This is a genomic window from Caballeronia hypogeia, assembly GCF_001544875.2.
Taxonomy (GTDB): Bacteria; Pseudomonadota; Gammaproteobacteria; order Burkholderiales; family Burkholderiaceae; genus Caballeronia; species Caballeronia hypogeia.
In genome coordinates this window covers 49,338-74,578 of sequence record NZ_FCOA02000007.1, presented here as the reverse complement: position 1 = coordinate 74,578, position 25,241 = coordinate 49,338, and the positions used below count along the sequence as shown (strand labels likewise).

Annotated in this window: 20 protein-coding genes; 8 read left to right on the top strand and 12 right to left on the bottom strand. The window is 60.1% G+C overall.

Features of this window, described 5'->3' with window-relative positions; all coding sequences use genetic code 11:
* Positions 1-4: 4 nt before the first annotated feature.
* From AWB79_RS13290 to AWB79_RS13280, 3 genes are all read right to left on the bottom strand, one after another.
* Positions 5-2,224 carry a S8 family peptidase gene (locus AWB79_RS13290; RefSeq protein WP_061167893.1) on the bottom strand — a complete coding sequence of 740 codons (2,220 nt, stop codon included), beginning with the start codon at positions 2,222-2,224 and terminating at the stop codon, positions 5-7.
* On the bottom strand, positions 2,221-3,453 hold the full coding sequence (locus AWB79_RS13285) for an AAA family ATPase (protein ID WP_232470897.1): 1,233 nt from the start codon (positions 3,451-3,453) through the stop codon (positions 2,221-2,223). Before AWB79_RS13285 ends, AWB79_RS13290 begins: the two co-directional genes overlap by 4 nt.
* Before the next feature lie 441 nt (positions 3,454-3,894).
* Positions 3,895-4,929 carry a DUF4917 family protein gene (locus tag AWB79_RS13280; RefSeq protein WP_061167892.1) on the bottom strand — a complete coding sequence of 345 codons (1,035 nt, stop codon included), beginning with the start codon at positions 4,927-4,929 and terminating at the stop codon, positions 3,895-3,897.
* Positions 4,930-5,806: 877 nt separating this feature from the next.
* On the opposite strand from AWB79_RS13280, the gene AWB79_RS13275 reads away from it, so the two are divergent.
* From AWB79_RS13275 to AWB79_RS13265, 3 genes are all read left to right on the top strand, one after another.
* Positions 5,807-7,210, top strand: coding sequence for an ISNCY family transposase (locus tag AWB79_RS13275; RefSeq protein WP_061167891.1), 1,404 nt, complete (start codon positions 5,807-5,809; stop codon positions 7,208-7,210).
* Positions 7,211-7,645: 435 nt separating this feature from the next.
* Positions 7,646-8,938 (top strand): LssY C-terminal domain-containing protein, encoded by a 1,293-nt coding sequence (locus AWB79_RS13270; RefSeq protein ID WP_061167890.1) that lies wholly within the window; start codon positions 7,646-7,648, stop codon positions 8,936-8,938.
* A complete protein-coding gene (locus AWB79_RS13265; protein WP_061168052.1) occupies positions 8,935-10,188 on the top strand; it encodes an LssY C-terminal domain-containing protein in 1,254 nt (417 codons plus the stop codon). Before AWB79_RS13270 ends, AWB79_RS13265 begins: the two co-directional genes overlap by 4 nt.
* 198 nt (positions 10,189-10,386) lie before the next feature.
* Here AWB79_RS13265 and AWB79_RS41040 read toward each other — a convergent pair whose 3' ends face one another.
* From AWB79_RS41040 to AWB79_RS13225, 9 genes are all read right to left on the bottom strand, one after another.
* Positions 10,387-10,701 (bottom strand): DsbA family oxidoreductase, encoded by a 315-nt coding sequence (locus AWB79_RS41040; protein ID WP_074169368.1) that lies wholly within the window; start codon positions 10,699-10,701, stop codon positions 10,387-10,389.
* Positions 10,702-10,891: 190 nt separating this feature from the next.
* On the bottom strand, positions 10,892-11,722 hold the full coding sequence (gene phaZ, locus AWB79_RS13260) for a poly(3-hydroxyalkanoate) depolymerase (RefSeq protein WP_061167889.1): 831 nt from the start codon (positions 11,720-11,722) through the stop codon (positions 10,892-10,894).
* A gap of 83 nt (positions 11,723-11,805) precedes the next feature.
* Positions 11,806-13,485: an alpha/beta fold hydrolase gene (locus tag AWB79_RS13255; RefSeq protein WP_061168051.1), complete on the bottom strand. Its 1,680-nt coding sequence runs from the start codon at positions 13,483-13,485 to the stop codon at positions 11,806-11,808.
* Between the two features lie 59 nt (positions 13,486-13,544).
* On the bottom strand, positions 13,545-14,009 hold the full coding sequence (locus tag AWB79_RS13250; protein WP_061168050.1) for a MaoC family dehydratase: 465 nt from the start codon (positions 14,007-14,009) through the stop codon (positions 13,545-13,547).
* Positions 14,010-14,308: 299 nt separating this feature from the next.
* Positions 14,309-14,686: a BON domain-containing protein gene (locus AWB79_RS13245; protein WP_061167888.1), complete on the bottom strand. Its 378-nt coding sequence runs from the start codon at positions 14,684-14,686 to the stop codon at positions 14,309-14,311.
* A gap of 355 nt (positions 14,687-15,041) precedes the next feature.
* Positions 15,042-16,187: a porin gene (locus AWB79_RS13240; RefSeq protein WP_061168049.1), complete on the bottom strand. Its 1,146-nt coding sequence runs from the start codon at positions 16,185-16,187 to the stop codon at positions 15,042-15,044.
* A 103-nt stretch (positions 16,188-16,290) separates the two neighbouring features.
* A complete protein-coding gene (locus tag AWB79_RS13235) occupies positions 16,291-16,782 on the bottom strand; it encodes an acyl-CoA synthetase family protein (protein WP_061167887.1) in 492 nt (163 codons plus the stop codon).
* Positions 16,766-18,055 (bottom strand): MFS transporter, encoded by a 1,290-nt coding sequence (locus AWB79_RS13230; RefSeq protein WP_061168048.1) that lies wholly within the window; start codon positions 18,053-18,055, stop codon positions 16,766-16,768. Before AWB79_RS13230 ends, AWB79_RS13235 begins: the two co-directional genes overlap by 17 nt.
* Before the next feature lie 217 nt (positions 18,056-18,272).
* Positions 18,273-19,313 carry an alpha/beta fold hydrolase gene (locus AWB79_RS13225; RefSeq protein ID WP_232470896.1) on the bottom strand — a complete coding sequence of 347 codons (1,041 nt, stop codon included), beginning with the start codon at positions 19,311-19,313 and terminating at the stop codon, positions 18,273-18,275.
* A 109-nt stretch (positions 19,314-19,422) separates the two neighbouring features.
* Here AWB79_RS13225 and AWB79_RS13220 point away from each other — a divergent pair, with 109 nt between their 5' ends.
* The 5 genes from AWB79_RS13220 to AWB79_RS13195 all read left to right on the top strand — a co-directional run bounded on the left by AWB79_RS13220 (position 19,423) and on the right by AWB79_RS13195 (position 24,913).
* Positions 19,423-20,457, top strand: a complete 1,035-nt coding sequence (locus AWB79_RS13220; RefSeq protein ID WP_061168046.1) for an AraC family transcriptional regulator — start codon at positions 19,423-19,425, stop codon at positions 20,455-20,457.
* Positions 20,458-20,826: 369 nt separating this feature from the next.
* The gene (locus AWB79_RS13210) at positions 20,827-21,861 is read left to right on the top strand and encodes an AraC family transcriptional regulator (RefSeq protein ID WP_061167885.1); all 1,035 of its coding nucleotides are present in this window, start codon (positions 20,827-20,829) and stop codon (positions 21,859-21,861) included.
* A gap of 323 nt (positions 21,862-22,184) precedes the next feature.
* Positions 22,185-23,147, top strand: coding sequence for a TauD/TfdA dioxygenase family protein (locus tag AWB79_RS13205; protein WP_061167884.1), 963 nt, complete (start codon positions 22,185-22,187; stop codon positions 23,145-23,147).
* Between the two features lie 215 nt (positions 23,148-23,362).
* The gene (locus AWB79_RS13200; RefSeq protein WP_061167883.1) at positions 23,363-24,325 is read left to right on the top strand and encodes a TauD/TfdA dioxygenase family protein; all 963 of its coding nucleotides are present in this window, start codon (positions 23,363-23,365) and stop codon (positions 24,323-24,325) included.
* Between the two features lie 111 nt (positions 24,326-24,436).
* The gene (locus AWB79_RS13195) at positions 24,437-24,913 is read left to right on the top strand and encodes a 2,4'-dihydroxyacetophenone dioxygenase family protein (protein WP_061167882.1); all 477 of its coding nucleotides are present in this window, start codon (positions 24,437-24,439) and stop codon (positions 24,911-24,913) included.
* Positions 24,914-25,241: the final 328 nt, after the last annotated feature.

The following is a 25,241-nucleotide window of genomic DNA, read 5'->3' as shown; positions in this document are numbered from 1 at the left end:
TATTTCACCGAATCCGGATCGGCAGCGACACCTGCGGCTGGATCGGTACCAGTGTGTTCGCATAGGCCCGCAGGATCTCGTTGTAGAGATCGGCGTGCTTGGGTGCTTCGACGGTGATGATCAGCGCGTAGCGGATCTTCTCTGCGCCGGTTGTGCTGTGGCCGGCTTCACGCGCGTTGTAGTGGATATCGAAGACCGGATTCTTGAGGGTGCTGCCACGCATATTCTTCGCGCTGTGCAACACCGTTTCCCATTTGCCCATATCGGAGCGTCGCTCTTCCTCGGTCGCGTATTTCTTCATGTCGAAGAAGCTCTTGGTATCGGCGTTGGCCTTGCCGTCCTTGATCTTCTCGTCGCTGGGCCGGAAGACGACCTCCAGTCCCGCACGCGTGTACGCGGCGGCGTCTTGTGGATCGGTCGAGGAAGCGTAGCAGAAGGTGGCCTTGAGACGGATGCTGCCCTTCAGGCCACCGACAGGCAACGGCAGCGAGGCGCGCAGATATTTGCCTGGCTTCAACTCGCCCTGATAGACGACGCGCGCTACGCCTTCCGGGCAGGTGATGATGCTCATCAAATCCTCGGGTACCTTGCCCCAACCCACCTCGAGCTTGTCGTGCATCGCTGCGTCGGCAGCGTGGACCAGCAGTGCCTTGATCGCAAGCGGTGACAACTCCGCCCCAAGGATGGCGCGAATGCCGACTGCGCTGCGCAGCAAGTAAGGTGAGGCGAAGCTAGTGCCCAGTTGCGGTGAGAGCGCAGCCTTCTTGCCTGGCGAAAGTACATGGAAATAATTGCCTGCATTGCCACCGAACGCCATCAAGTCCGGTTTGACGACACCCGGGCTGCGGCCGGGGCCGAACGCACTATACGGTGCGCGCGCCCAGTTTGCTTCGGTGTTGTTGGCGGCGCCGACGGCCAGCGCATTGACGCAGTCCGAAGGTACCTGCACGCGGGCGTTTCCGGATGGGCGGTCCAATTGGCCGTTATTGCCGATGGCCACGGTCATCAAAGTGTCGCCGTCACTCAGCAGGTCGTCGATGACCGACGTCCAGGCGTGTACGTCGGTATCCTCGATCGGCAGGTCCGGGCCGAGACTGAGGTTGATGAACTGGTACTGCCGGGAGAGCAGTACCTGCTCGACGAATCCCAAGGTCCGGTACAACTCCAGCGGGTCTTCCGTCTTAGCATCCTTATCCAGAACGCGCAAGTGATCGACGTAGGCAAAGGGGCGGGCCGCCGTCCCAGTCGGCTGGATGGGGCCGAATAAGAATGCGGAGCTGACGGCCAGGCCGTGCTCCAGGCCCGCCGGATCGTCTTGCGCGTCTTCGTCCAGGACACGGTAGGAGCGTAGCCACGGACCGAGTGCGTGTTGCTTGGGCAAGCCGCCATCGAGGATCGCGACCTTGGGCTCCGACGACAATGGCTGCTCGGTCGGCAGGCTGCAGCCGACCGACACCTCGCCCGTGCGGTGCACGGGTCGCATGCCGCGCAGCTTGGGCACCGGACGGATGACGCGCACGAACACGAATTCGGCAAGCCGTTCGATGTGGTTGTGCTTGCCTTCGACTGGCACGAACCAGAGGTTGCCTGCCGTGAAGCCAAGGTCGCTATGAACCTTGATGCTTACCTCCTTGGCGTACTTCACGAAGGCCTGCTGTACGAACAGCCGGCTTTCCTCTGGCAGCAGGTGAATACCTACTTCGAAGAAACGATCCTTGACGCTGCCGTAGTCGGCAATGCGTTCCTGGGGCGTGAATGCGGAGAACTGCTCAATATGCGCGAGGTCCAGCGCTTCATCGGACCCTTCCTCGATTTGCCGAGTCCATTCGTTCAGGTGCCGAAATGCTTGGCGCTTGCCGGCAACGAACAATTCTGTCGTCGAGGATTCTTGTGGGGCCCCCTTCTTGGTCCAGCCTCCAGGCGTCACCTTCACGGTACGGCTGCCGACCGACTCAAGGCCGACCGTGCGAAGCATCGCCACTGGGAAGAACGACCTGGCGATATAGCTGGGATTCATCGTGAGCCGGGCCACGCCGAAGTCGCCGGGGCAGGCGTGCGTCGGCAACGCATCCAGTACGGTAGCAGTTGCCGAAAACTGCGGGGTCAACCGCTGCGTGGCTTGCGCGAGAGTGTACACCTCGACCTTGCCTGGCATGCGCTTCGGCCCTTTGATGTCGTGGGTCAGCAATTCGCCGCGCCCGATCAGAAAATTGGTTTGGCTCATGCGTCAGGCTTTCCTTTTTGGGTCTTCTTGGCAGCAGCCGGTTGCTCGCTGGTGTACTTGCGGATGGTGTCGCGGCTCACACCGGTGATCTCAGAGATTGCGTGTTGCGACAATCGGGTCTGCTTGGCCAGCAGCACTGCGAGATCGATGCGGCCTTGACGATCTAGGACAAGCGCGCGCGATTTGACGAACTCTTCGATCAAGTCGGCGTCCGAGGCCGTGCCTAACGCGACGGCTCGTCGGAAGCGCTGGAGATCCCGCTCGATGTCACTGAACGACTCGCCGTGGAAGGCGAAGGTCAAAATGTCGATCCAGCGACCGAACAGGGCAAAGTCCGGTCCCAGAAAGCGCTTGATAGCTTGCTTGACAGCTGGTATTCCCGGCGCCTTAAAGTTGACCACCAGGTCGAAACGCCGCCAGAGCGCGGGGTCGATCAATTCCGCGTGATTGGTTGCTGCCAGCAGCAGCCCTGTGGCGGGCCATTCGTCGACCTCCTGAAGGATGACAGTGACCAAGCGCTTCAACTCGCCGATGTCGGTATCGTCGCTTCGCCGCTTCGCGATAGCGTCGATTTCGTCGAGCAGCAGCACGCAGGAGCTGCGTTTGGCGAAGTCAAGTGCAGCCCGCAGATTGCTTCCGCTTCGCCCGAGCAGACTGCTCATGACGGCGGTCAGGTCTAGCACGTACAGAGGCATGCCCAGCTGAGACGCCAACCAGCGTGCGGTAAGCGTCTTACCGACGCCGGGGGGGCCGACAAAGATGGCGGATCGGGTGGGATTCAGGCCCATCGATGCAAGGCGCTTCGTCTGGTGGCGTTCCTGGATTAGCTGACTCAAGGTTTCTTCCAAGTCCGTCGCCAGCAACGGTGGTTCCCGATTGGGCTCGTCCCTGAAAACTTTTAAGAGCGATAGCCTCGATTCGTCATCGACAGGCAGCGGCTGCGCCGATAGGGGCGGTGGCGCGACCTTGCGCAGGGGGGCGCTCGCGCGAGGTGCCTTCGCGCGCAGATATAGGTCCATCTGTTCAGCCAGCTCCGGATCGGTATTGCGATATTTGCGCACCAGGCGGGCCACGAACAGGCGCACATCCTCCGTTTGCTCCGCGAGCGCAAGCCGGATCAGCTGGGCTAAATCTAATTGAACGTCGTTCATTTCGTCCAACATTCTGTTAAACATCTGTTTTTCAATGGATTTATTTTTATTTGAAATGGAATAGACCCATTTTCTCATGTTTTCGTGTAGCGGAAAAGAAGAGCTTCTCGAAGGCTGCTCGGAGCCCACTGCTGCGGTAGAGGTAAAGTGGCGGGGAGCGCCAGCAGCCTGACGGCCGCGGCGTCCCTCCTACCGCGGGGCGCAGTGCGAATGGCGGCAACGTCGCTGGGGCGTGAACTGTGCGAAGCTGCTTCGATATGTGTTGAGTTGTTGAGTCCGTGACTGCGGGAAGGCATAGCGTGCCGGTGGCTTTGCCTCGCGGGGCATTCGGGCTGCGCCCTGTGCCGCCTTTGCCGTCACGGCCATCCGGTCTCAATCCCTCACGCCTTCGCGGCTGCGGTGCTGCGCGCTTGCTTGCCCTCGGGGGAACGCCCTTAGGACTATCCCCGCCTCGCAGAGCTTAGCGACCCGCACAATCCCCAATTGGCTGTGCCAAGCTGGCGGGCATTCGAGCTCGCGCTAGAGCCCGCATTGACCAAGGCCTGGAGGCGCCGCGTGAATCCAACAACCGGGGCTTTCGCTATCGAAAAAATCGACCTGAACAGGCCCGAGATCGTCCTGAATGACTTGGTGCACATAGTTGCAGTAGACCTGATCCCCACGAAAAACAGCGACCGCTACCCGTTGAATTCCGGTTCCACGCATCCGTTTCAGCAGATGCCGGTCATGCTCCCCCAGTCCCCAACCGAACAGGGTCAACGCGAATCGCTGCGATGTGAGCACCTCTCTGTACACAGTAGCTAAGTAGTAGCTATTCTGGATTGAGGTCACCTTCTGCTGCATCGTTCCTTCGCTGACGAACAGCGGCACGAATTGCTCGCTGCGCCACGCTTGAAGGATTGCCTCAAGTAAGCCTGCTCCAGCGTTGTGGATCTTGAGCTCCTGTTCCACAGCATTGCGGCACAGCGCCAAGTTTCCGTGGGGATAGAACACCAACGTGTTGGTCTGCTCCCTGTAGGGTGCACGGAATCTTTGCCACGCGTCATTGAATGCGCCGTGTACGCCGTTCCCGAGGAAGCAATCCTTGAATAGATGACCATCTTGGATGTTCAGCCCGTAGGTCATCGTCCAGTAGACCAGCAAATCATAGTTTAGCGAAATGACAGTATCGAATCCCCGAAGGAACTCGTACATGCTGGGCAACTGACCGTTCACCTGGTCGTACTCAGGATGCACATCGCGCACGGCTTGGATCAAACACTCTCGGACATTCAGGTAGGCCTGGTGCGTGCGACGGTCGGGTATCTCCAGTGACTTGTTGACGTTGGATGCCTGCCAGACTAGTCGAAGGATCAGCTCAAAATCGGATGTTCCGAAAGAGTGAAAGAGGCGATTTACATCGTCTGCGAGCAAGCCATTTCGCTGGGCGTGCTCCAGCAGCGAGCCGTAGCCGAAGCTGGGCGAGACAGCCATGCTGGCTCCATTGCCCAGAAGAATCGTGCCTCGATGGTAGTGGGGGGCAATCTGCGTCCACTGCGCGATGGTGTGAGGCATCTCGGACTCCTCCTTGTGGTTTTCTTATACGATGATGCTTTGAGGGAATTTTCGTGGGCATAGGCAATCCGTTCATGCTGATGACAGGTCGCTCGTGCCCCATACTATTGGCCTGTGGCGCCGCGCGCTTCGCTTGCCTCCGAAGAAGGGCCCTCCAAGCTATCCCTGCCGCGCAGAGCGTGACACTTCTTGATACCCCGAGCCGACTAAGCCGGAAAGGCCATGTGCGCGGCGACAATCGCTATTTGGCGATTTTTTTGGCAATGCGCGTGATGCCATTCTGCCGCTCAACGTGCGGATGAACAGCAACCGCTTTGGAGAATGGGCGCTTGTCAAGATGAAGGACCGAACGCTGACGGCCAGTGCAAACCTGCTGGCGAACTATCTTGTGGAAATCACACGGGACGGGTGTTTCCAAAGACGATCAGTCGCACGGGAGCGCGTTCGGCACGCCGCTCAATTTCATGCGCGAACGCCCGGCGTGAGGGTTCCTGGAAGCCTGTAAGCATAACGACAGCAGTTACCGCTGGTGGAATCCGAAAATGACGACTTGCTGTACGGGCTTAGCACCAGTCAATCCCGCGAGCACGCGATCGTCGCCTATACGCGCGAGACCGAGATAGCCTCGATCGTGGGCGTCTCCCACTGCGGCCAAGACTATGAGAAACGGCGGCGCTTGATCACGAGTAGACCGCGTCGACAGGTGCCGATACGGACATCTCAAAGCAGTCAGACGACCGGCTAATTTGACATAAAGACAATTATCGCTTTTTGATTTGTCAGGGCTTTTTAGTAATGTCCGGTTTGGGCTCATTAGAAATGTCCGGTTTTGCTCCTGAGGCGCACGCTGGTGGCAAGCGTCTTCAAGGGGCTTGCCATGAACGAGCGTGGTTTCATCACGGCGACTATGCATGAACTCGAGCGCATCAAGATCATCGAGGCGGTGTGTGAACATCGGTTGACGATGGTACTTGCCGCTGAGCGGCTTGGACTGTGCGAGCGTCAGATCAGCCGCCTCGCGCGGCGTTACGCATCGAGCGGTCCGGCCGGACTGATCTCGGGCAAGCGCGGTCAGCCTAGCAACCGTGAGTTGCCGGTCGCCCTGCGAGCCCGCTCGATGGCGCTGGTGCGCGAGCGGTACGCCGATTTTGGTCCGACGCTCGCCTGCGAGAAGCTGCGCGAATGTCACGGCGTTGCGTTGGCGAAGGAAACCGTACGGCGCTGGATGCGCGATGCGGGTCTGTGGATCCCGCGCAAGCAGCGGCCACCGAAACTGCATCAGCCGAGAAACCGGCGCTCGTGTCTGGGCGAGCTGATCCAGATCGATGGCTGCGATCATCGCTGGTTCGAGGAACGCGCGCCGGCCTGCACGCTCTTGGTGTTCATCGACGATGCCACCAGCCGCCTGATGACCTTGCACTTTACTGCGACCGAGTCGACCTTCAGCTACTTCGAGGCCACCCGCAAGTATCTTGAGCAGCACGGCAAGCCGGCGGCGCTCTATAGCGACAAAGCGGCCGTGTTCCATTGCAACGGCCATGCCGAGGCCGCTGGCAAAGGTGTTACGCAGTTCGGGCGGGCCTTGTACGAGCTCAACATCGATACCTGGTGTGCCAATAGCAGCCAGGCAAAGGGACGCGTTGAGCGGGCCAATCTGACCTTGCAGGATAGGTTGGTGAAAGAGTTGCGACTGCGCGGCATCGATACCAAGGAAGCGGCCAATGCCTATGCGCCCCACTTCATCGCCGACTTCAATGGCCGCTTTGGCAAGGTGCCGAAGGGGACATTTAATGCGCATCGGCCATTGCGTGATGACGAAGATCTCGACCTGGTCCTGAGTTCGCGGGTGGCGCGCCGCGTGACCAAGGTGTTGACGGTGCAGTACGACCGAGTGATTTATATGTTGGACGATACGCCGGAGAACCGTGCGCTGATTCACCAGTATCTGGACGTATTCGAGTATCCGGATGGGCGCATCGAGATTCGTGTGAACGGCGCGGCCCTCGCCTATCGCCAATACGACCGGCTTTCCGAAATCGATCAAGGTGCAGTGCTCGACAATAAGCGCCTGGGTCACGCGTTGCAGGTCGCGCAGGTGCTGCAGGCCGAGCGGGATAACCGGCGCGCGTCGGGCTCACCCTCGCGCACGAATCAAGGTCAGGCGCCGCGGCCAAAAGAACGCAAGGTCGGTACCCGCACGCAGCGCGAGTTGACGCGCGAGCAGTTCAATGCGGCGGTCTTGAGTACCGCGCGAGAACGGGCAGCCGCGGTGGAGAAATGAGCTTTTACAGTGAGATTTACAACCTAAAAACCCGACATTTCTAAAAAGCTCAAACCCCGACATTTCAAAATAGCCTCGACATGATTTGGTATCCTAATTGACGTTTGTACGTACGACCGGCGGCCAAACTACACCGCTTCGAGCGAGATCTGTTGTTATTTACGTCACATGCCAGGCAATTGCTGCGATGTTCTCGGCCGGGGGTGCGGAGCCTGACGGCGCCTCATCGACCCGAAGCGGCTGCTACAGGTTTCCCGCGCGAACGACAGCTATCGAAGTAGAAACTGCCATCCTCGAATTCGCGGCAGTCTCCAACTATTCCATCAATACGGTTGTTCGATGCCCCAAACTCACCCACTATAATTTGCCGGATAGCGGTGAAGAACTGATCACAAGAATCGCTGGTACTTGCCCTAACGGCACCGGGGTTACGCGATGAACGGAATAGTGAATCGACTTCTGGGCGCAGCCGTCGTAGCCTTGTTCCTGTCGGGTTGCGCCATGGCGCCCTCTACCACCAGCGAGCTCACCTACAGGAGCCGCGCCGTAACGCGCACTGAAGGCGGACTGCGGGTATCCGCAGTGGTGCTTTCTGCAGAAGAAAGTGCGGCCGTCTATGGCGTCCCGCTCGCAAAGAAGGGAATGCAACCAGTCTGGATAGAAGTCTCGAACAACGAGACCCTCAGCTATTTCCTGATGTCGCCCGGTCTTGATCCAAATTTCTTCCCGGCTTCGGAAGCCGCCGAGGCGTTCATTAACAGCGATCCGTCGGCCGGAAAGGACGAACTCGACCGGCGCTTCCGCGACCTCGCGTTCCAGAATCCGATCGTGCCGGGGCAGACCAGGTCGGGATTCGTGCTGACCAATCTTAACGAGGGCGCGAAGCTCGTCCAGTTGGACCTTGTCGCAAGCGCGCACGCCAGGACGTTCTCGATCCTCACGGTCGTGCCGGGCTTCTATGCCGATTACCATGTGAGCGAAGTCTTTCGGCGCGAGATCTATCCGCCCGAAAAAATCGTGAACTATACGGATGACGAGGCGTTTCGCGTCGCTCTCGAAGCCCTTCCTTGCTGCGCAACGAACAAGGACGGCACGAAGAACGGCGATCCGCTCAATCTGGTCGTCGTGGGAGGCCTCGACGACGCCTTTCCCGCGCTGGTGCGCCGCGGCTGGAGCCCGACCGAGCAAAAGTGGTCGGGCGCGATCATGAGGATGGTGACTTCCGCGCTCTCCGGCGACCGGTATGTCAATGCGCCGGTCAGTGATCTTTATCTGTTTGGGCGAGCGCAGGACCTAGCGTTGCAGAAAGCGCGTGACAATATTCACCAGCGTAATCATCTGCGGCTTTGGCTGAGCCCCATGCGCTATCGGGGTAAGCCCGTATGGATGGGCCAGATCAGCCGGGATATAGGCACGCGTATGACGTTTCACTCACCGACGTTCACCACGCACAAGATCGACCCAGACGTAGACGAGGCCCGCCTAGCGCTCGCCGAGGACATGGCCTATTCGCAGAACCTCACGAGGATCGGCCTGGTGAAGGGAGTAGGCGCTGCCACGCAAACCGCACCGAGCGAGAACCTTACCACCGATCCGTACTACACCGACGGGTACCGCGCGGTCCTCGTATTCGACCGCCATCCCACCTCGCTGTCGGAGATCGAGTTCTTTTCGTGGAAGGTGAGCGCCAGGCCCGGCAGCAATCCGCCGCCAGGGGCGAGACAATGAGTGCGCTGCCATTGTGCCCTCGTGCACTCAGATATGCGGTCGGCAGCATCGTCCTCCTTCTGGTTTTCGCCGGCTGCGCGACATGGACAGCCCCAACGAACGTCGACGATGCGCCGCTGCGCGAGCGTGCTGTCACTGCGGCGAGGCAGGACGTCCAGGTGAGCGCGGCCGTGCTCGGATCCGACGACAGCAAACGCATCTTCGGGGCCGACATCAACAAGACCAACGTACAGCCGGTATGGGTCGAAGTTCGGAACCGGACTTCACAACCTTTATGGCTGCTGCATTCGGGCACCGATCCGGATTACTTCTCGCCGCTCGAAGTGGCCTGGTCCATGCACGTGCTGCTCGGCGGAGGGACGAATGCGAGCATCGACAGTCACCTGATCAAGCTCGGATTCAAGAATCCCGTGCCCCCCGGAGACACGCGCGCGGGGTTTCTTTTCACCAATCCCGACCAGCAAATCAAACTCGTCAATATTGATATGTTCGGAAGCAGGACGTTAATCCCCTTCTCGCTGTTCCTGCCCGTACCGGACGATGGCGCTGACTCGCGTTTCGCGCTGACACCGTTCGTGTATCCCGAGACTGCATTCACTGACTACCAGGACCTTGGGTCATTGCGCGCAGCGCTCGAGCGGTTACCGTGTTGTGCCACGGATGAGCACGCGACATCGAAAACCGATCCGTTGAACCTAATTGTTATCGGTATGCTTGAGGACATCGGTGCCGCAATGGTGCGGCGTGGCTATCGTCGCGACTTGCGCGAAAGCGACCGCACACAGTGGGTATTTGGACGCAGACCCGACGTCGTCCTGCGCAAGGAAGCACAAGCGGGCGCGCCGTCCACTGCATTGCGTGCATGGCTCGCGCCAATCCGCTTCAACGGTAGCCGCGTGTATCTGGCGCAGGTCGGACGGCCCGTCGGTCGCCGCTTCCAGCAACACGATATGGCAGGTGACGCGCTACATGGGGATGTGGACGAGGCGCGAAACTTTCTGGTCCAAGACATGATGTATTCCGGCGGCCTGGATAAGCTCGGATTCGTAAATGGAGTCGGTCCGGCACCGCAGGCACACCCGCGGGCGACGTTGAATGGGATGACTTATTACACAGACGGGCTGCGCGCCGTGATGTTCTTCGCGACGCGCCCGCTCAGTTTCACGAACGTGCAAATTCTCGACTGGGTGCCTTACCTGCAGCAGCGTGAGTCCGCCGCGGATAAGCAGAACGGCAATACCGGCAAGTAGCCAGGGTTCCTACGAACGCGATCACGAAGCACGGTGACAAGTCCTGCAGTGCAACCGATTTCGGGCCGCCAATCTCATGTCCGACGAAAGATACGCCGCCTCAAATCGACGGGCCACTTATTGAAGCAAAGTCAACACTCAACCGTCCGTGTTGCACCTCGAATAACGTCAGAATTTTGGCCGTTTGCGAGCGTCCGGTCACCGAGCCAATATGTTCTCCATCGGACCGTCGCAAGCCGAACCGGAAGTCGATGCCCGCAGCTCGGCCCGTATCCCGTACCTGCTGTCGCCGCGCGGCAACGCTTTCCGCGCTGCAGGCGTGCGAGATAGAAGAACGCCTGGTACGCCAGGCCGCCGAGGAGGTCTATCGGGTAGAAGTTGCTGCAAGCGCCACGTCACGCTGAGATTCTCGTCCGCGTGCAATTCGGCGAATCGGGCCAGGGCGGCGCTCAGATGGCGACTGCAAATCAGGCACCACGGGCAAATGAAATCGAAGAATACGTCGATCCGCAAAATGGGCGCGGGCGCAACCAGAGCAGCGCACCGCGGACGCCTGGATTGCGTTGACAGCCGTCATGGACAGTCCTCATTGGTCAGCGGCTGCTCGCCGGCCCCGCCAGCAAGCGCCATGCGAGGCGAGGCTCGATATGTTGAATGCCTGTTGATCCCCGTATTCGATGCGGCAGGTCATCGCCACTGCCGGTCAGACTGTGTGGGCTATTCCTGCAAACAGGAAGTCGCGCACGAGGGGAGCCACTTCGCTCGTCCGCGTGACGAGAAAGAGGTGACCGTCCTCGACGACATGAAGCGTCGCCTGACGGATACGGGAAGCGAGAATCTTCGCGTTGACGAGCGGCACGAGGGGGTCGTCGTCACCGTGCATGACGAGCGTCGGCTGCCGCAGACGCCCGAGCCATAGCAGGCTGCTCCAGCCCCATACGGCAAGCAGTTGGTACACGTAGCCACGCCCGCCCGGCGCCTGAATATGACGTCCGTGTTCCTTCAGCAACTCGGGATCGCTCCGGTATGCACCGCCATAGATCTCCGCGCCGACCTCCTGCAGAAACTCCGGGTCCTTATAGCGGCGGGACCCGATCAGCTTGGAAAGCACGGAAATCCGTCCGGGCACCATAATGACGCCCGGCGAGGTGGAAGCAAGCACCAGCCGCCGGCAACGCGACGGATACTGATACGCGAACTGCTGCGCAAGCGCTCCCCCCCAGGACACGCCGAGCACATCCACCGGCCCGCTGTAGCCGAGCTTCACGAGCAGCTTGTCGGTGAGAGCGGACAGCGTGGAGAAGCGATACGGCGCAAGCGGCGCCGGCGACCCACCCACGCCCGGAATATCGAACATCACGACTTCCACATCACCGAGCGCATCGACGAACGGCTGGACCAGTTCGAGATTGGCGCCGATGCCATTAAAGATCACGAGCGGCGGCGAAGCATCGCTGCCTCGCCAGATGCCGACCCGCAGCAATTGACCTTCCAGAACGACGCTCTGGATCTCCATGGTGCGCACACTTTCCATCATTCTTTTCCTTATGAAATTCAACGGTTCGCCGCGCGAGCGCGCCAGCATTGCCCATCGCGAGGCCGGGTCACGCGTTCGGATCAAGCCTCGAGGACATAGGCTCCCGGCGCATCGGCCAGTCGCTTGTGCCGCCTGTTGCCAAGCGTCTTGGGTGCGGCGCGCAGTTCGCCCGAGCGTTCGGCGAGCCACTGGCGCCAGTCGTCCCACCACGAATCGGCATGAGGTTGAGCCCCGGCGAGCCATGCGTCGGCGTCTTCGGGCAGGTCTGCATTACAGAAGAACTTTGCTTTGGGATTGCCCGGCGGATTGATCAGGCTCTGGATATGCCCGCTCGAACTCAGCACGTAACGCGTGTTGCCGCCGAATGCGCGCGCCGTGTTGTAGACGCCTCGCCAGGGCGTGATGTGGTCGGTCATGCCAGCCATCACGTACGTGTCGCACGTTACCTCGGACAAATCGACCGGCGTGCCAAGGACGTTCAGTGCCCGGGGCTTGGTGAAGAGGTTGTCCTTGAAGATGTCGAGCAACTGGCCGTGCAGCTTCGCCGGAAGGCGTGTCGTGTCGTTGTTCCAGTAGAGAATGTCGAAGGCCGGCGGCGCCTTGCCGAGCAGATAGTTGTTGACCCAGAAGTTCCAGACGAGATCGTTGGGTCTCATCCAGGCGAACACGCGACCCATCTCCTCGCCTTCCAGCACGCCCTTGGCGATGCTGTTTTGTTTGGCCATCTCAACGGCCTCGGGCGTGGTAAAGAGCCCGAGTTGAGACCGGGCGGTATTGTCCAGCACCGCCACCATCAACGTGGCCGCATTGACGGTCTTCTGACCGCGGCTTGCCAGATGGCCGAGCAGCGCGGAGATCGTCATCGCACCGGAGCATGCGCCATGCAGGTTGACATCCGCGTTGCCGGTGATGTCGCGCACCGCCTGGATCGCTTCAATGAGCGCGGCGACATACGTGTCCATGTCCCAGTCGCGGTGCTCCTCGGTGGGATTGCGCCAGCTCACGGCGAACACCTGGAACTCGTTCTTCACCAGATACTCGACGATGCTCTTGTTCGCTGCCAGATCGAAGATGTAGAACTTGTTGATCTGCGGCGGCACGATCAGTTGCGCGCGAGCGTAGAGGTTCGGAGTCGCAGGCGCGTACTGAATGAGTTCAAGGACCTCGTTACGAAACACGACTGCACCGGGAGACGTGCCGAGATTCCTGCCCACGTCGAACGCGGTTTTGTCGACCTGGGTGGGCATGCCCTTGTTGTTCAGCGTATCGGCCAGCATGTTCCTCAGGCCCGCAGCGAGACTCGTTCCGCCCGAATCCACGAACTTCCTGAGCGCCGCGGGATTTCCGGCCAGCGTGTTGGTCGGCGCGAGGGCGTCGGTCATGAGCGACATCACGAACTGCGCGCGTTCCTTGCTCGCGTCATCGAGTGCCGAGCGCTCGACGAAGCCGGCGAGTGCATTACGCCACGCCTGATAGCCCCGCAGCGTGGTGCGGTACAGCGGCTGATCGCGCCATGCCGGATCGGCGAAGCGTTTGTCGCCTTGCTGCGGCACGGATGTTTCGTTGCCGGTCACAACCGACGTCAGATCGCGGGCGAGCGCCGCGGTCTGATCGAGCAGGAGCGCGGGATGTAGCATCGCCTGCGCGCCGATCTGCTGGACGGCGGCGAAAATATCAATGGCGCGCAGCCCGACGAACGGGTTGGGCCCGAGCATGCCGTCGGTCGCGCCAGCCGTAATGTCGTTGTTCTCTCTGTTCATGTTTGCTGCCACTTCGATCTCCATTCCTTCGTTTTTTGCCTTCTCTGACTGCGCGACCGTCACGCGACGAGCATCACAAGTGTCTGCGCAATCAGTGCGGGCTTGTCTTCGCCTTCGATCTGCAGTTCGTTGTCCGTCTTGACGACGATCCGGCCACCGCCCTTCCTTTCGACCGAAGCCAGCACCACGCGGCTTCGCACCCGGGCGCCGGCTTTGACCGGCGTCATGAAGCGCACTTTGTCGAGCCCGTAGTTCAAGCCGGCTGACGCATCGGACGGAATGAGGCCTACTTCGATCGCGAGCGTCGCCAGCAACGAAAGTGTCAGATAGCCGTGCGCGATGGTTCCGCCGAAAGGGCTTTCGCGTTTCGCGCGTTCTTCGTTCAAGTGAATCCACTGCGTGTCGCCCGTGCATTGCGCGAAGGCGTCGATGCGTGCCTGGTCGACGACGACCCAGTCCGACACACCCAGTTCCTGACCGACGAACTCGTCGATCGTCGCCATGCTGTATCCAATAATGCCCATGGTGATGCTTTCCGTTTGTGCGATCACGCGAACCGTTCGCGTAGCCGCTTCTTGTTCAATTTGCCCACGCTCGTCGACCTGCGGCACGCGTACTTCGATATCTGTCTCGTCTGACTGAACGCGAGCACGTGATTTCTGATGTCGTTCTCCGAGATCGCCTGCGCGAATCCAGCGCGAAGCGGCTGTTAACATGCTTCAGTTCTTGGTGTCTCGCTTATCGACTTACATATTTGGATAATGCGAATCACCGCCGCCCTCGGGTGTCACCCACACGATGTTCTGTGTCGAGACCTCGTTGCTTACATGCCGCCAAATGGTTTTTGCACGGTCAGCTTGTTGGTGACCGAAGTGACTCCGGGAACGCCCTTCGCGATCTCCGCGACCGTGCCCACTTGGGACGCGTCCGTGACTGAGCCATTGAGCGTTACAGCGCCGTCTTTTGCGATGACGCTGATATTGCCGGCACTGATCTCCTTGTGCTGCGCGATGGCGCTATAGACCTGCCGACGCAGGGTACGATTCGCCTTTCTTCCTGTGGCCGGTGCCGCTGAACCCGACGCCGCCATTGCGGATGCACCCGGTGCACTGGCCGTGTCGCTGGTCTGGGACCATGCGGTCATGGATGTTGCAACGATTACGGCTCCGACAGCCAGCCTGAATGTCTTGATACTCTTCATTGAATACTCCCCGACGCTAGTGTGTTGAGTTAAAAGTTCGTTTTAGGTGGCACGCATTGCTGGCCGTTCCCGACTCGGTGGGAATATGCGCCACGTGCTGTCTTGGTGTCGAAAAAAGAACATCGCAACCGAACCGGCCGCCGTTAATGTTTCGACGCACACATAGCATTCCCGTTTGGATCGTCTATTGCGGAACTCAGTCACCCGAAGCCCGTTCGCCGGATCCGGGGCCAGCCAGTGCTCGACAATCTCGCGCAACGAGTTTTTCGCTGTACTCATGACTTATCGTTCCGGTTATTTGATGCCAAGGCCCTGCCTGTGCACGTCATTAGTCGTGGGTTGAAGGTTGGCCGAATCAGAAGGTATGGCGGATGCCGGCCATCGCCGCGGTGGTGGACTTGCCCGGTGCGACGGGAGCCCCATAGACGACCGTCTGGTTCATGGTCCCATCGTTGTTGACATAGCCGACTTGCGCGTACGCCTTGGTCCGCTGCGACAGGTTGTATTCGGCGCCCACTGCGACTTCGCTCGAATGATTCGCCGAATGGTTCCGGTCCTTAAGGTAGTAGAAGCCGGACGTGACCTTGAAGCGCGGACTGAACTGGTAGCCCAGGCCGCCCGATGCCATTTCGAAGTCCGCGGTGTTGGTATTCGCCGGGTTCTTGCCGATGCCGTACGAGGCGGATATCGAGAACCCGCTGATCGTGTACATCGCACCGAAATAGTAAAAGCGATTGTTGGCCAGACCCGTCGCAGGCACAGCCGGCGCTGCCGGATAGGTCAGCGGAAACGGATTGGTGTCATGCCCGTTGTAGTACACGGCGGCGAGATTCAGACCGTAGTTCGAATACTTGAGCACCGCCGACTCGCGCGTGCCGCCCTGGAACTGGCCAGCAACACCGCCCGGCGCGTACTCGAGCGCGAGCGAGGCGCCATAGAATTTCGGCGAATTGTAGACCAGCGCATTGCTGTCATACAGGGCGCCGATCGGGGCGTTCGTGCTGGTGCCCGGCCAGCCGGCCGCCTGATTCACGCCCAACCACGCAGTCAGAATACTGCCGAAATACTGTGCGCCGCGGACGTCGGTTTCCGACATCGCGTAGATCATTGGAATGATCTGGCGGCCGGCGTCGATCGTGCCGAACGGGCCGGATGCCCCAATCGTCGCGAACTGGCTGAAGATCGCGGCCGTACCCGGCGTATCGGACAGTCCAAACTTGCCGTTCGTGGTGTTGAATACGCCCTGCAGCTTGAAGTTGATCTTGTAGCCGCCGCCGATGTCTTCGCTTCCCTTCAGTCCCCAGTAGCTCGAATAGATGCCGCCGTCCTTGAGTTGATAGACGTGTCCCAGGTTGCGGGCGGTTGCCTGGAACGTCGCCGCCGATGTGCTTTGATACAGCAGGCCGGTGTCGACTACGCCGTAGAGCGTAACCGATGATTGGGCGTGGGCGGCGGTGGCGAACATCGCCAGCGCCGCGGCACTACTCAATTTTAACTTCAACGTTGATTTCATTTTTTCTCCTCCGGTCGTGGGGCCTCCGGGTGAATCCGGCGGCTTATTGGTCGTTGCTTGTATGAAAATGCGTTGCCGCTTCGTCGGCGTGTCAGGCCGAGTGGTCGTAATCCGCGTACCGCTCCCGCAACCTGTGCTTGGACACCTTGCCGGTCGCGCCGAGCGGGACCGACTCGACGAACGCCACCGCGTCGGGCTTACACCCCTTCGCCGCCTGGCCGTGAAAGAAGACGAGCAGTTCGTCCACGGTGAACGCGCTGCCCGGCCTTCTCGCGACCAGCTGCTGCGGCGGTTCGTGATGCCGCGCGGCAATGCACACCGCACTCGCGGTCGGGATGCTGGCACGCGACGTTCTCGATGTCGGCCGAACTGAGCCAGCACTGTCGGAGACGATCACGCTGGATAGGTATGCCGCCTCGCACCGGGGGGGCGCGAAATGAAAACCGATGTTCTGCTTGTCTGCGCTCTCGCGCTTAAGGACACCAGTGCGCCATCCATCTGAAACGCTGTCGTGTCCATTCGGTTGTATTAAGACATCCTTAATTACACGAAACATCTTGGCCGCATCAGCTATTTGCACCATAGCCTCGCGCGCCGCGCAGATAACGCACGCCAATCAACAGGACGATGGCGGACGCGACACTGGCGAGCGGCAATAGTTGCAAGGCGGGCGCCAGGCCCAGTCGGTCTGCCAATGCGCCCGTCACAAAGGAACCCGGCGCCAGCCCAAGAATGTTCAAGGCTAGGGCGAGCGTGGCCATGGCTGTACTGTGAATCGCCTTGGGCGTCAGATTCGCGACCATCGTACCGGCCGGGCCCATCACGCCCGCGCTAAAGAACATCGCCAATGCGATGAGAGTGAGCTGGGCTGAACCGGCGGGAAACTGAAATGCCGCGAACAGCAATGCTCCGCAGGTCAGGTTAAAGGTGACCGCCAGGAGCACTTTCCGTCGCGGCGAATCACGTCCCAGGCGATCTGACAGTGCGCCGCACAGGGGCATTCCACATGCACCGCAAAGGACGAAGATTGCTGCGACGCCGCCCGCCTTGCTCAGTGGCATGTCATAGACCCGATTCAGAAAGCTCGGCAGCCATGCAAGCAGGCCACCGCTGATGAAGAGCTGCAGCCCGCTGCCGATGTAGACGCAGATCAATGCCGGCGAGGAGAACAGATCTTTCAGCACTTGCCTGACGCGGACGGGCGCCAGCGATTCAGCTTGCCTGATGCCGGTTGATTGGCCTTTCTTCCCTTCGATCCGCGCCGGACTGGCGACCATCATATAAAGCACGGTGAGCGCGATGCCAAAGACTGCCATGCCAACGAACGCACTGCGCCAACCAAAGTGGCTCGCCAGCGAACCGCCAAACCCGATCCCCATTACTGACCCGATCATGCCGCCCGCGAAAAATGCGCCTGCTACCGTGGAGGTATGCCGTGCGGGAAACATGCTGATGAGAATGGCCATGCCAACGCTGGCGTAAGCGGCTTCGCCGACACCGACCAGAAAGCGCGCCGACAGCAACGTAAAGTAGTTGTGCGATAGGCCGCAAAGCAAGGTCGCGACGCTCCAGATCGCCGCCATGATCGTCACGCTGCGTACACGACCCCATCGGTCGGCCGCAAGCGAGATGGGGAATGCCAGAATGCCAACAGCCAGCGAGACAATGCCACTGAGCGCTCCGAGCTGAGCGTCGGACAGTCCCCAGTCCGCCTTTATTTGCGGAAAGACCGCGCTGAGCACCTGCCGCGACATATAGTCGGACAAGAGCAGTCCGAATGTCAGCGCAAAAATGACCCATGCATAGCCGCGAATGCGCTGCGGGCGCTCATCGTCATAGGACGCTATTTCTTGCATAATCACTGCCACAATTCTGTCTCCTGTTATTGCTGCTGCAAATGCCGTCTGTGCGCAGCTCTCTCTTTTCAGCTCTGGCGTCTGCGGCGGCGTGTGCCAGGCTTTCCCACGGCCGCTCTTTCATCCTGGCGGCTCTGAGGGAAAGTGAAACCTGCCCTGTGCGCAAGCTGTCGCTGGACGCCCCCGATCTGGGCATCGCAGCCGGACAACCTGGACGCTAGCGCTTGAACTGCTCGAGAAATTCCAGGAGCAGTTCGTTAACCTTATCAACGCTTTCTTCCGCCGCAGCATGGCCCACGCCGGGTAGCAGCACCTTTTTCTGCAGTCCGGGTTGATAGATGTCGAGCCGGTGGTAGATACTGCGAATCTCAACCGGTTCGAATGAAGGGTCGGCAGCGCCACCGATGAACATGCTCGGCTGGCGAACGACCGCGCCATCCAGAAACGAGGTGATTTCCCAGTTCCGGTCGCGACAGCGGTAGTAGTTAATGGCGCCGGTAAATCCCGTGCGCGTGTATTCGTCGACGTAGTAGTCGATCGCCCGTGCGCTCAACCACGACGGGAACTCCTTCGGCTCAGTGAAGGAGTTAAGAATGGGCTCACCGGCTTCGATGAACAGGCGCCAACGCTCGGCGCCGACGGCGCTGCCGGAGACAGAGTAGAAAATGCTACGCAATGTCTTGCGCGGATCGCTGGCCAACTCGCGATCCGGCTTGCCGATCTGCTGGAAGTACAGGTGGTGGAACACCCGGCCCTTCGCCATTTCTTGCAAGCCCACGGTCGGTCTGATCTTTCCGCGCGGTGGCACCGGAGTATTGAGCATCACGAGGCCGCGGAACAGATCGGGCCTCAGCATGGCGGCCGCCTGAGCGACCCATGCGCCCAGGTCGTGTCCGACGATCACCGCGGACGTTTCACCCAGGGCCGCCATCAAGCCAACTATGTCGCCGACTGCCTGGCTCATGTCGTAGGCTTCAATGGCATCCGGCCGATCGGTTTGCCCAAATCCCCGTTGATCGGGGACGACGACCCGAAAGCCGGCCGCGGCCAAGGCTCCGATCTGGCGCCGCCACATGTACCAGAGGTAGGGAAAACCATGCAGCAGAATAACGAGCGGGCCCTGCCCCTCGTCGATGTAATGCATGCGAATGCCGTTGACTTCGGCAAAGCAGTGGTTGAATGCGGCGGGGTCGTCGGCATCCACTTGCCCCAATGTGGCGAGCGGCTGATCGATGCGCAGTGCAGCACTTGTATCCATTGTCTGTCTCCAAGCTGTTGTATTTCCTGGCCTCTAAGGTATCTCTGACATGAGTTCCGTCCTATACTTCCTAGGACATAAGCTTGAGCATTTGGGACAGGAGACGTCGGTGCATACCCTGACGCGAAGTGCCAGCCTTACCGACTATGAGCACGTTGCCCATTCAGTGGGGCTCGATCCGTTTGCGATGCTGCGGATGGCCAAGCTGCCGCCCAAGGTCCTCATCGATCCGAATCTGATGATCAGTGCCGATTCGGTGGGGTGGCTGCTGGAGGAGTCGGCCCGCCTGTCCGGCAAAGAGGCCTTCGGCCTGTTGCTCGCGGAAACGAGAAGCCTGGGCAATCTGGGCATGCTGGCGCTGGCGATCCGGGAAGAGCCCACGCTGCGCGCAGCAGTGCAATTTTTCGCCCGCTATATGCGCCTGCACAACGCCGGCGTGCAATTGCGGCTTGACGATGCGGGCGACGTCGCGCTGCTGCATATAGGCGTGAATACGCAGGGTCATGGCGTCTGGCGCCAGGCTGTCGAAATGACAACCGGGATCGTCTTGCGGACGTTGAGAGTGCTGGCCCACGACGCCTTCCGGCCGGCAAAGATCAGTTTCACCCACGAGCGGCCCGCCAGCCTTGACGTGCACCGCCGCGTGCTGGGAACAGCGATCGAGTTTTCACAGGAATGCAATGCCATCGTTTGCCGCAGCCGCGACCTGGACAGGCCCATCCCTGCGGCAGACCCGGCGTTGAATCGCGAGATGAAACGATTGCTGGACATGCAGTTGGCTAGCCTGCGCGACGAGCCGGTGCAGCGGACGCGCCAGATCGTCAGGATGCTGCTGCCAAGCGGACTGTTTTCGGTCGATCGGGTTGCCCAGCATCTTGGCATGCATCGACGCACCCTTAACCGGCACCTCGCGGCGGAGGGCGAGAGTGTCACCACGATCATCAATGCGGTACGGGCTGAACTCGCCGAGGAGTATCTAGCCAACCGCGAACGCAAGTTGTATGAAGTCGCCGAACTTCTCGGCTTTTCCTCTGCCTGTGAACTTTCTCGCTGGTTCCGCGGGCAGTTTGGTAAGACACCCTCGGATTGGGCCGCCCATTACCGAGAGAGCAAGGCGACCGCCGGACCCATCTCGCGTAAGTAGGAAAGCGTCGAGGACGTTTGACGCGTCCCTTCGTCATCCCAAGTAGCCACACGGCCTGAACTGGCCGCACCCTGCACATTCCTGACGTTATAGATCCCCGCCTGCTTCCGCGATTGCGGCTTTACCGCCCGGACTGTAGCGGAGCGTAATCGCTATCGGCTTTCCAGCCATGGGTCCTGGCCTTGCGTCCCAATATGCAAAGAAATTGTCATTCCAAATCAATAGCATCGCGGCCGCACTGCCTATCATGACTCCCGCGGCACCGATGAAGATCAAGGTGGGGATTTGCACGCCCGCCATCGGCCCCGAACCCAGCAACGTCAGCCTGGCTGTTGGCGCCCTAGATCTGCTTTGAATTGAGACAGTCCCATGCATACCCTGACGCGAAGTGCCAGCCTTACCGACTATGAACACGTCGCCCGATCGGTGGGGCTCGACCCGCTTCGTATGCTGCAGAAGGCCAAGCTGCCGGTCACGGTCCTCGACGATCCGACTCTGATGATCAGTGCCGATTCGGTGGGATGGCTGCTGGAGGAGTCAGCACGCCTGTCCGGTCAGGAAGCCTTCGGATTGTTGCTCGCGGAAAAGAGAAGCCTGGCCAATCTCGGCATGCTGGCGCTGTTGTACCAGGAAGAGCCCACGCTGCGTTCAGCAATGCAATCTTCCATCCGCTATGTGCAACTGCACAACGCCGGCGTGCGATTGTGGCTTGACGATGCAGACGAGATAGTCCTGCTGCATGTGGGCATGGATATGCGGGGAGACGGCGTCTCGCGTCAAGCTATCGAAATGTCGACCGGCATCGTACTGCGGACGTTCAGAATTCTCACCCGCGATACCTTCCGGCCGGTCGGGGTCACCTTCACTCCCGAGCGCCCTGCCAGTCTTGTAGTGCACCACCGCGTGCTAGGCACGGCTATCGAGTTTTCACAGGAATGCAATGCCATCGTTTGCCGAGGCCGCGACCTGGACCTGCCCATCCCTGCGGCAGACCCGGCGCTGAATCGCGAGATGAAACGATTGCTGGACATGCAGTTGGCTAGCCTGCGCGACGAGCCAACGCAGCGGGCGCGCCAGATCGTCAGGATGCTGCTGCCAGGCGGACTGTGTTCGGTCGAGCAGGTTGCTCAGCATCTTGGCATGCATCGACGCACTCTTAACCGGCACCTCGCGGCGGAGGGTGAGAGTGTCACCACGATCATCAATGCGGTACGTGCTGAACTCGCCGAGGAGTATCTAACGAACGGCAAACCCAAGTTGTATGAAGTCGCCGAATTTCTCGGCTTTTCTTCTGCCGGCGACTTCTCGCGTTGGTTCCGCGGCCAGTTTGGCGAGACACCTTCGGATTGGGCCGCCCAATATCGGGAGAGCCGGGCAGCAGCCAGACCCATCTTGCATCCGTAGGAAGGCACCACACTGCCCGAACCAGACGCACCTTCTACGCGTTGCTGACGTTATAGATTCCGCCTGCTACCGCGATTGCCGGCTTTACCGACTGGACTGCACGGAAGCGCTATCGCTATCGGCCTTCCAGGCCTTAGCCCTGGCCTCGCGTCCCAATGTGCAAAGAAATTGTCCAGCCAAATCAATACCATCGCGGCCGCACTGCCTAGTATGACTCTCGTGGCACCGGCGAAACGATGCCCCTGCCGTGATGACAGAGGCCAGCTACATCTGCCGGACGCACACATGGCTCGCCGCCGCACAAGCGAAGATTTGAGACATCAATGACAGCAACCGCCGAACCCCAAAACACTTCTTCACAAGCCGCGCCCGTGGCACCGGCCATTGTCCGGCCATCGGTGCGCCAGCATTCGATCAAGGTGGAGATCTGCACGCCCGCCATCGGCGCCGAACTCAGCAACATTAACCTTGCTGATGCCGCGCTGGACCCTGACGCGATCGCCGAGATAAGGGCCCTGTGGCTGAAGCATAAAGTCCTGTTCTTCCGCGATCAGCACATTACGCCGATGGAGCAACAGAATTTCGCCGCGCAATTCGCCAGACTGGAAGCCCATCCCCTTGCCCCGAGCCATCCGGAGGCGGACAAGCTGCTGATGCTGTACCGCAATCTCGACCCGGGCAAGCCAAAGAGCTACGTCGAGAAGGTCAGCCGCGAAAACCTCTGGCATGCCGATGTCACCTTCAAGAAGGCGCCGCCCCGCGGAGCGGTGTTGCGTTGCGAACTGGGTCCGGAGACCGGCGGCGACACCATCTGGTCCAACATGGTGATGGCCTACGAAAAGCTGCCCAACACCATCAAACAACGGATCGACGGCCTGTACGCACAGCACAATGCCGAGCACATCTTTGGCGCCCAGTTGCCGGTCACAGAACGTCACGCGATGGCCGCGAAGAACCCCGCCGCCGAGCACCCGGTGGTGCTCACCCATCCCGAGACGGGCGAAAAGGTGTTGTTCGTCAACTCAACGTTCACGACTCATTTCTCGAATTTCTACAACTTCGAAGACATCCGGTACGGCCAGGACTTCATGCCGGAGGCGCATCACCTGCTGAACTATCTGACCTCTCAGGCCGCGATTCCGGAATACCAGGTACGCCTGAAATGGAGCACCAACACGGTCGCCATGTGGGACAACCTGCAGGTTCAGCACTACGCCGTGGCGGACTACGGCAATGCGCCAAGAAAGATGCTGCGCGCCACCCTCACGGGCACCGCGCTGGTCTAAGGCAAACAGTTTCCTCGGACTAGCCACGGCAACCGGCCTGCTGTCCCAATGTGCAAAGAAATTGTCCCGCCAAATCAATAGCATCGCGGCCGCACTGCCTAATATGACTTCCGTGGCACCGATGAAGCGATGCCCTGCCGTGATGACAGAGGCCAGCTACATCTGCCGGACGCACACATGGCTCACCGCCGCATAAACACAGACTGGAGACTTCAATGACATCAAGCGCTGTAACCCAAGACACCATTTCACAAGCCACGCCCATGGCACCGGCCATTGTCCGGCCATCGGTGCGCCAGCATTCGATCAAGGTCGAGCTTTGCACGCCCGCCATCGGCGCCGAACTCAGCAATATCAGCCTCGCTGATGCCGCCCTCGATCCGGATGCCATTGCCGAAATCCGGGCGCTGTGGCTGAAGCATAAGGTGCTGTTCTTCCGCGATCAGGTCATTACGCCGATGGAGCAACAGAACTTCGCCGCGCAATTCGCCGAACTGGAAGCCCATCCCTTTGCCGCGAGCCATCCGGAGGCGGACAAGCTGCTGGTGTTCTACCGCAATCTCGACCCGGGCAAGCCCCAGGGCTTCGTCGAAAAATCCAGCCGTGAAAACATCTGGCATGCCGATGTCACTTTCCGGAAGGCTCCGCCCCGCGGAGCGGTGTTGCGCTGCGAACTGAGCCCGGAGACCGGCGGCGACACCATCTGGTCCAACATGGTGATGGCTTATGAAAACCTGCCCGCGGCCGTCAAGCAACGGATCGATGGCCTGTACGCCAAGCACGATGCCGAGCACGCCTTTGGCGCCCAGATGCCGATCGCAGAACGTCACGCGATGGCCGCGAAGAACCCCGCCGCCGAGCACCCGGTGGTGCTCATCCATCCTGAGACGGGCGAGAAGGTCTTGTTCGTCAACACCGTCTTCACGACCCATTTCTCGAACTTCTACAACTTCGAGGACATCCGGTACGGTCAGGACTTCATGCCGGAGGCGCATCACCTGTTGAACTATCTGACCTCCCAGGCCGCAATTCCGGAATACCAGGTACGCCTGAAGTGGAGAACCAACACGGTTGCCATGTGGGACAACCTGCTGGTTCAGCACTACGCCGTGGCGGACTACGGCAATGCGCCAAGAAAGATGCTGCGCGCCACCCTCTCGGGCGCCCCGCTGGCCTGAGCCGACCGGCTCCCTCCGCAATTCCAGGGTTGCCCGCCTGTGTCTGATGGGCGGGCCACCCCTGACACGTTTTTCCGATTTTCGACCACATCCACACCAATGGAGACAGATATGCTTTACGAACAAATCGACACCGCAGTCATCGATGGCGAATCGCTGCCGTGGGTACCGTTGACGCCCTATTCAGAACAGATCCTGGTGAAATACTTCAAGCTTGACCCGATCCGGGGTGAATGGATCGTAATGATGAAGGCACCACCGGGCGTGCAACTGCCCAAGCACCACCACACCGGTACGGTCATGGTCTACACGATCGAAGGCAAGTGGAAATACGAGGAGCACGACTGGGTCGCCGGTCCTGGCAGCGTCGTGTACGAAACCGCTGCATCGACCCACACGTTTGAAGTCGTCGAGGCAGGCAAAAACGGAGATGTGCTCACGCTGGTTCAGGTGAACGGCGATCTCCTGTTCCTCGACGGGAACGACAACATCGTCGCGCTCGAAAACTGGAAGACCTCGCTGAACCGCTATCTTGCCTACTGCGAGCACCATGACATCAAGCCGAAAGATCTCACGGCATTCAACTGATCTGAAATCCATGGAGACTCCCGATATCCCCCGGGGTCCTCGTGACACTCAGTGCTTCGGCCGCAAGACGCAATAGACGGTCCGGCCATATCAGCACTCCGGCACCAGGCCGGTCATCGCAGATCATAGGCGGCGAAAAGACGGCTGCGTGCACCGAACACGCAGCCCGTGTCGCATCGCGATCTCTCCCGCTGCCAGAGCCGTTGTCTTAGCGCAAAAAACCCAGGAGAGGGAAACACGGGGTCTCGGTTCGCGTCCTTGAAGCGGAACCGGACAGAGGAGTACGGCCATCTGCCCGCTCCCCGATCACAGACATTACGAACGGAAC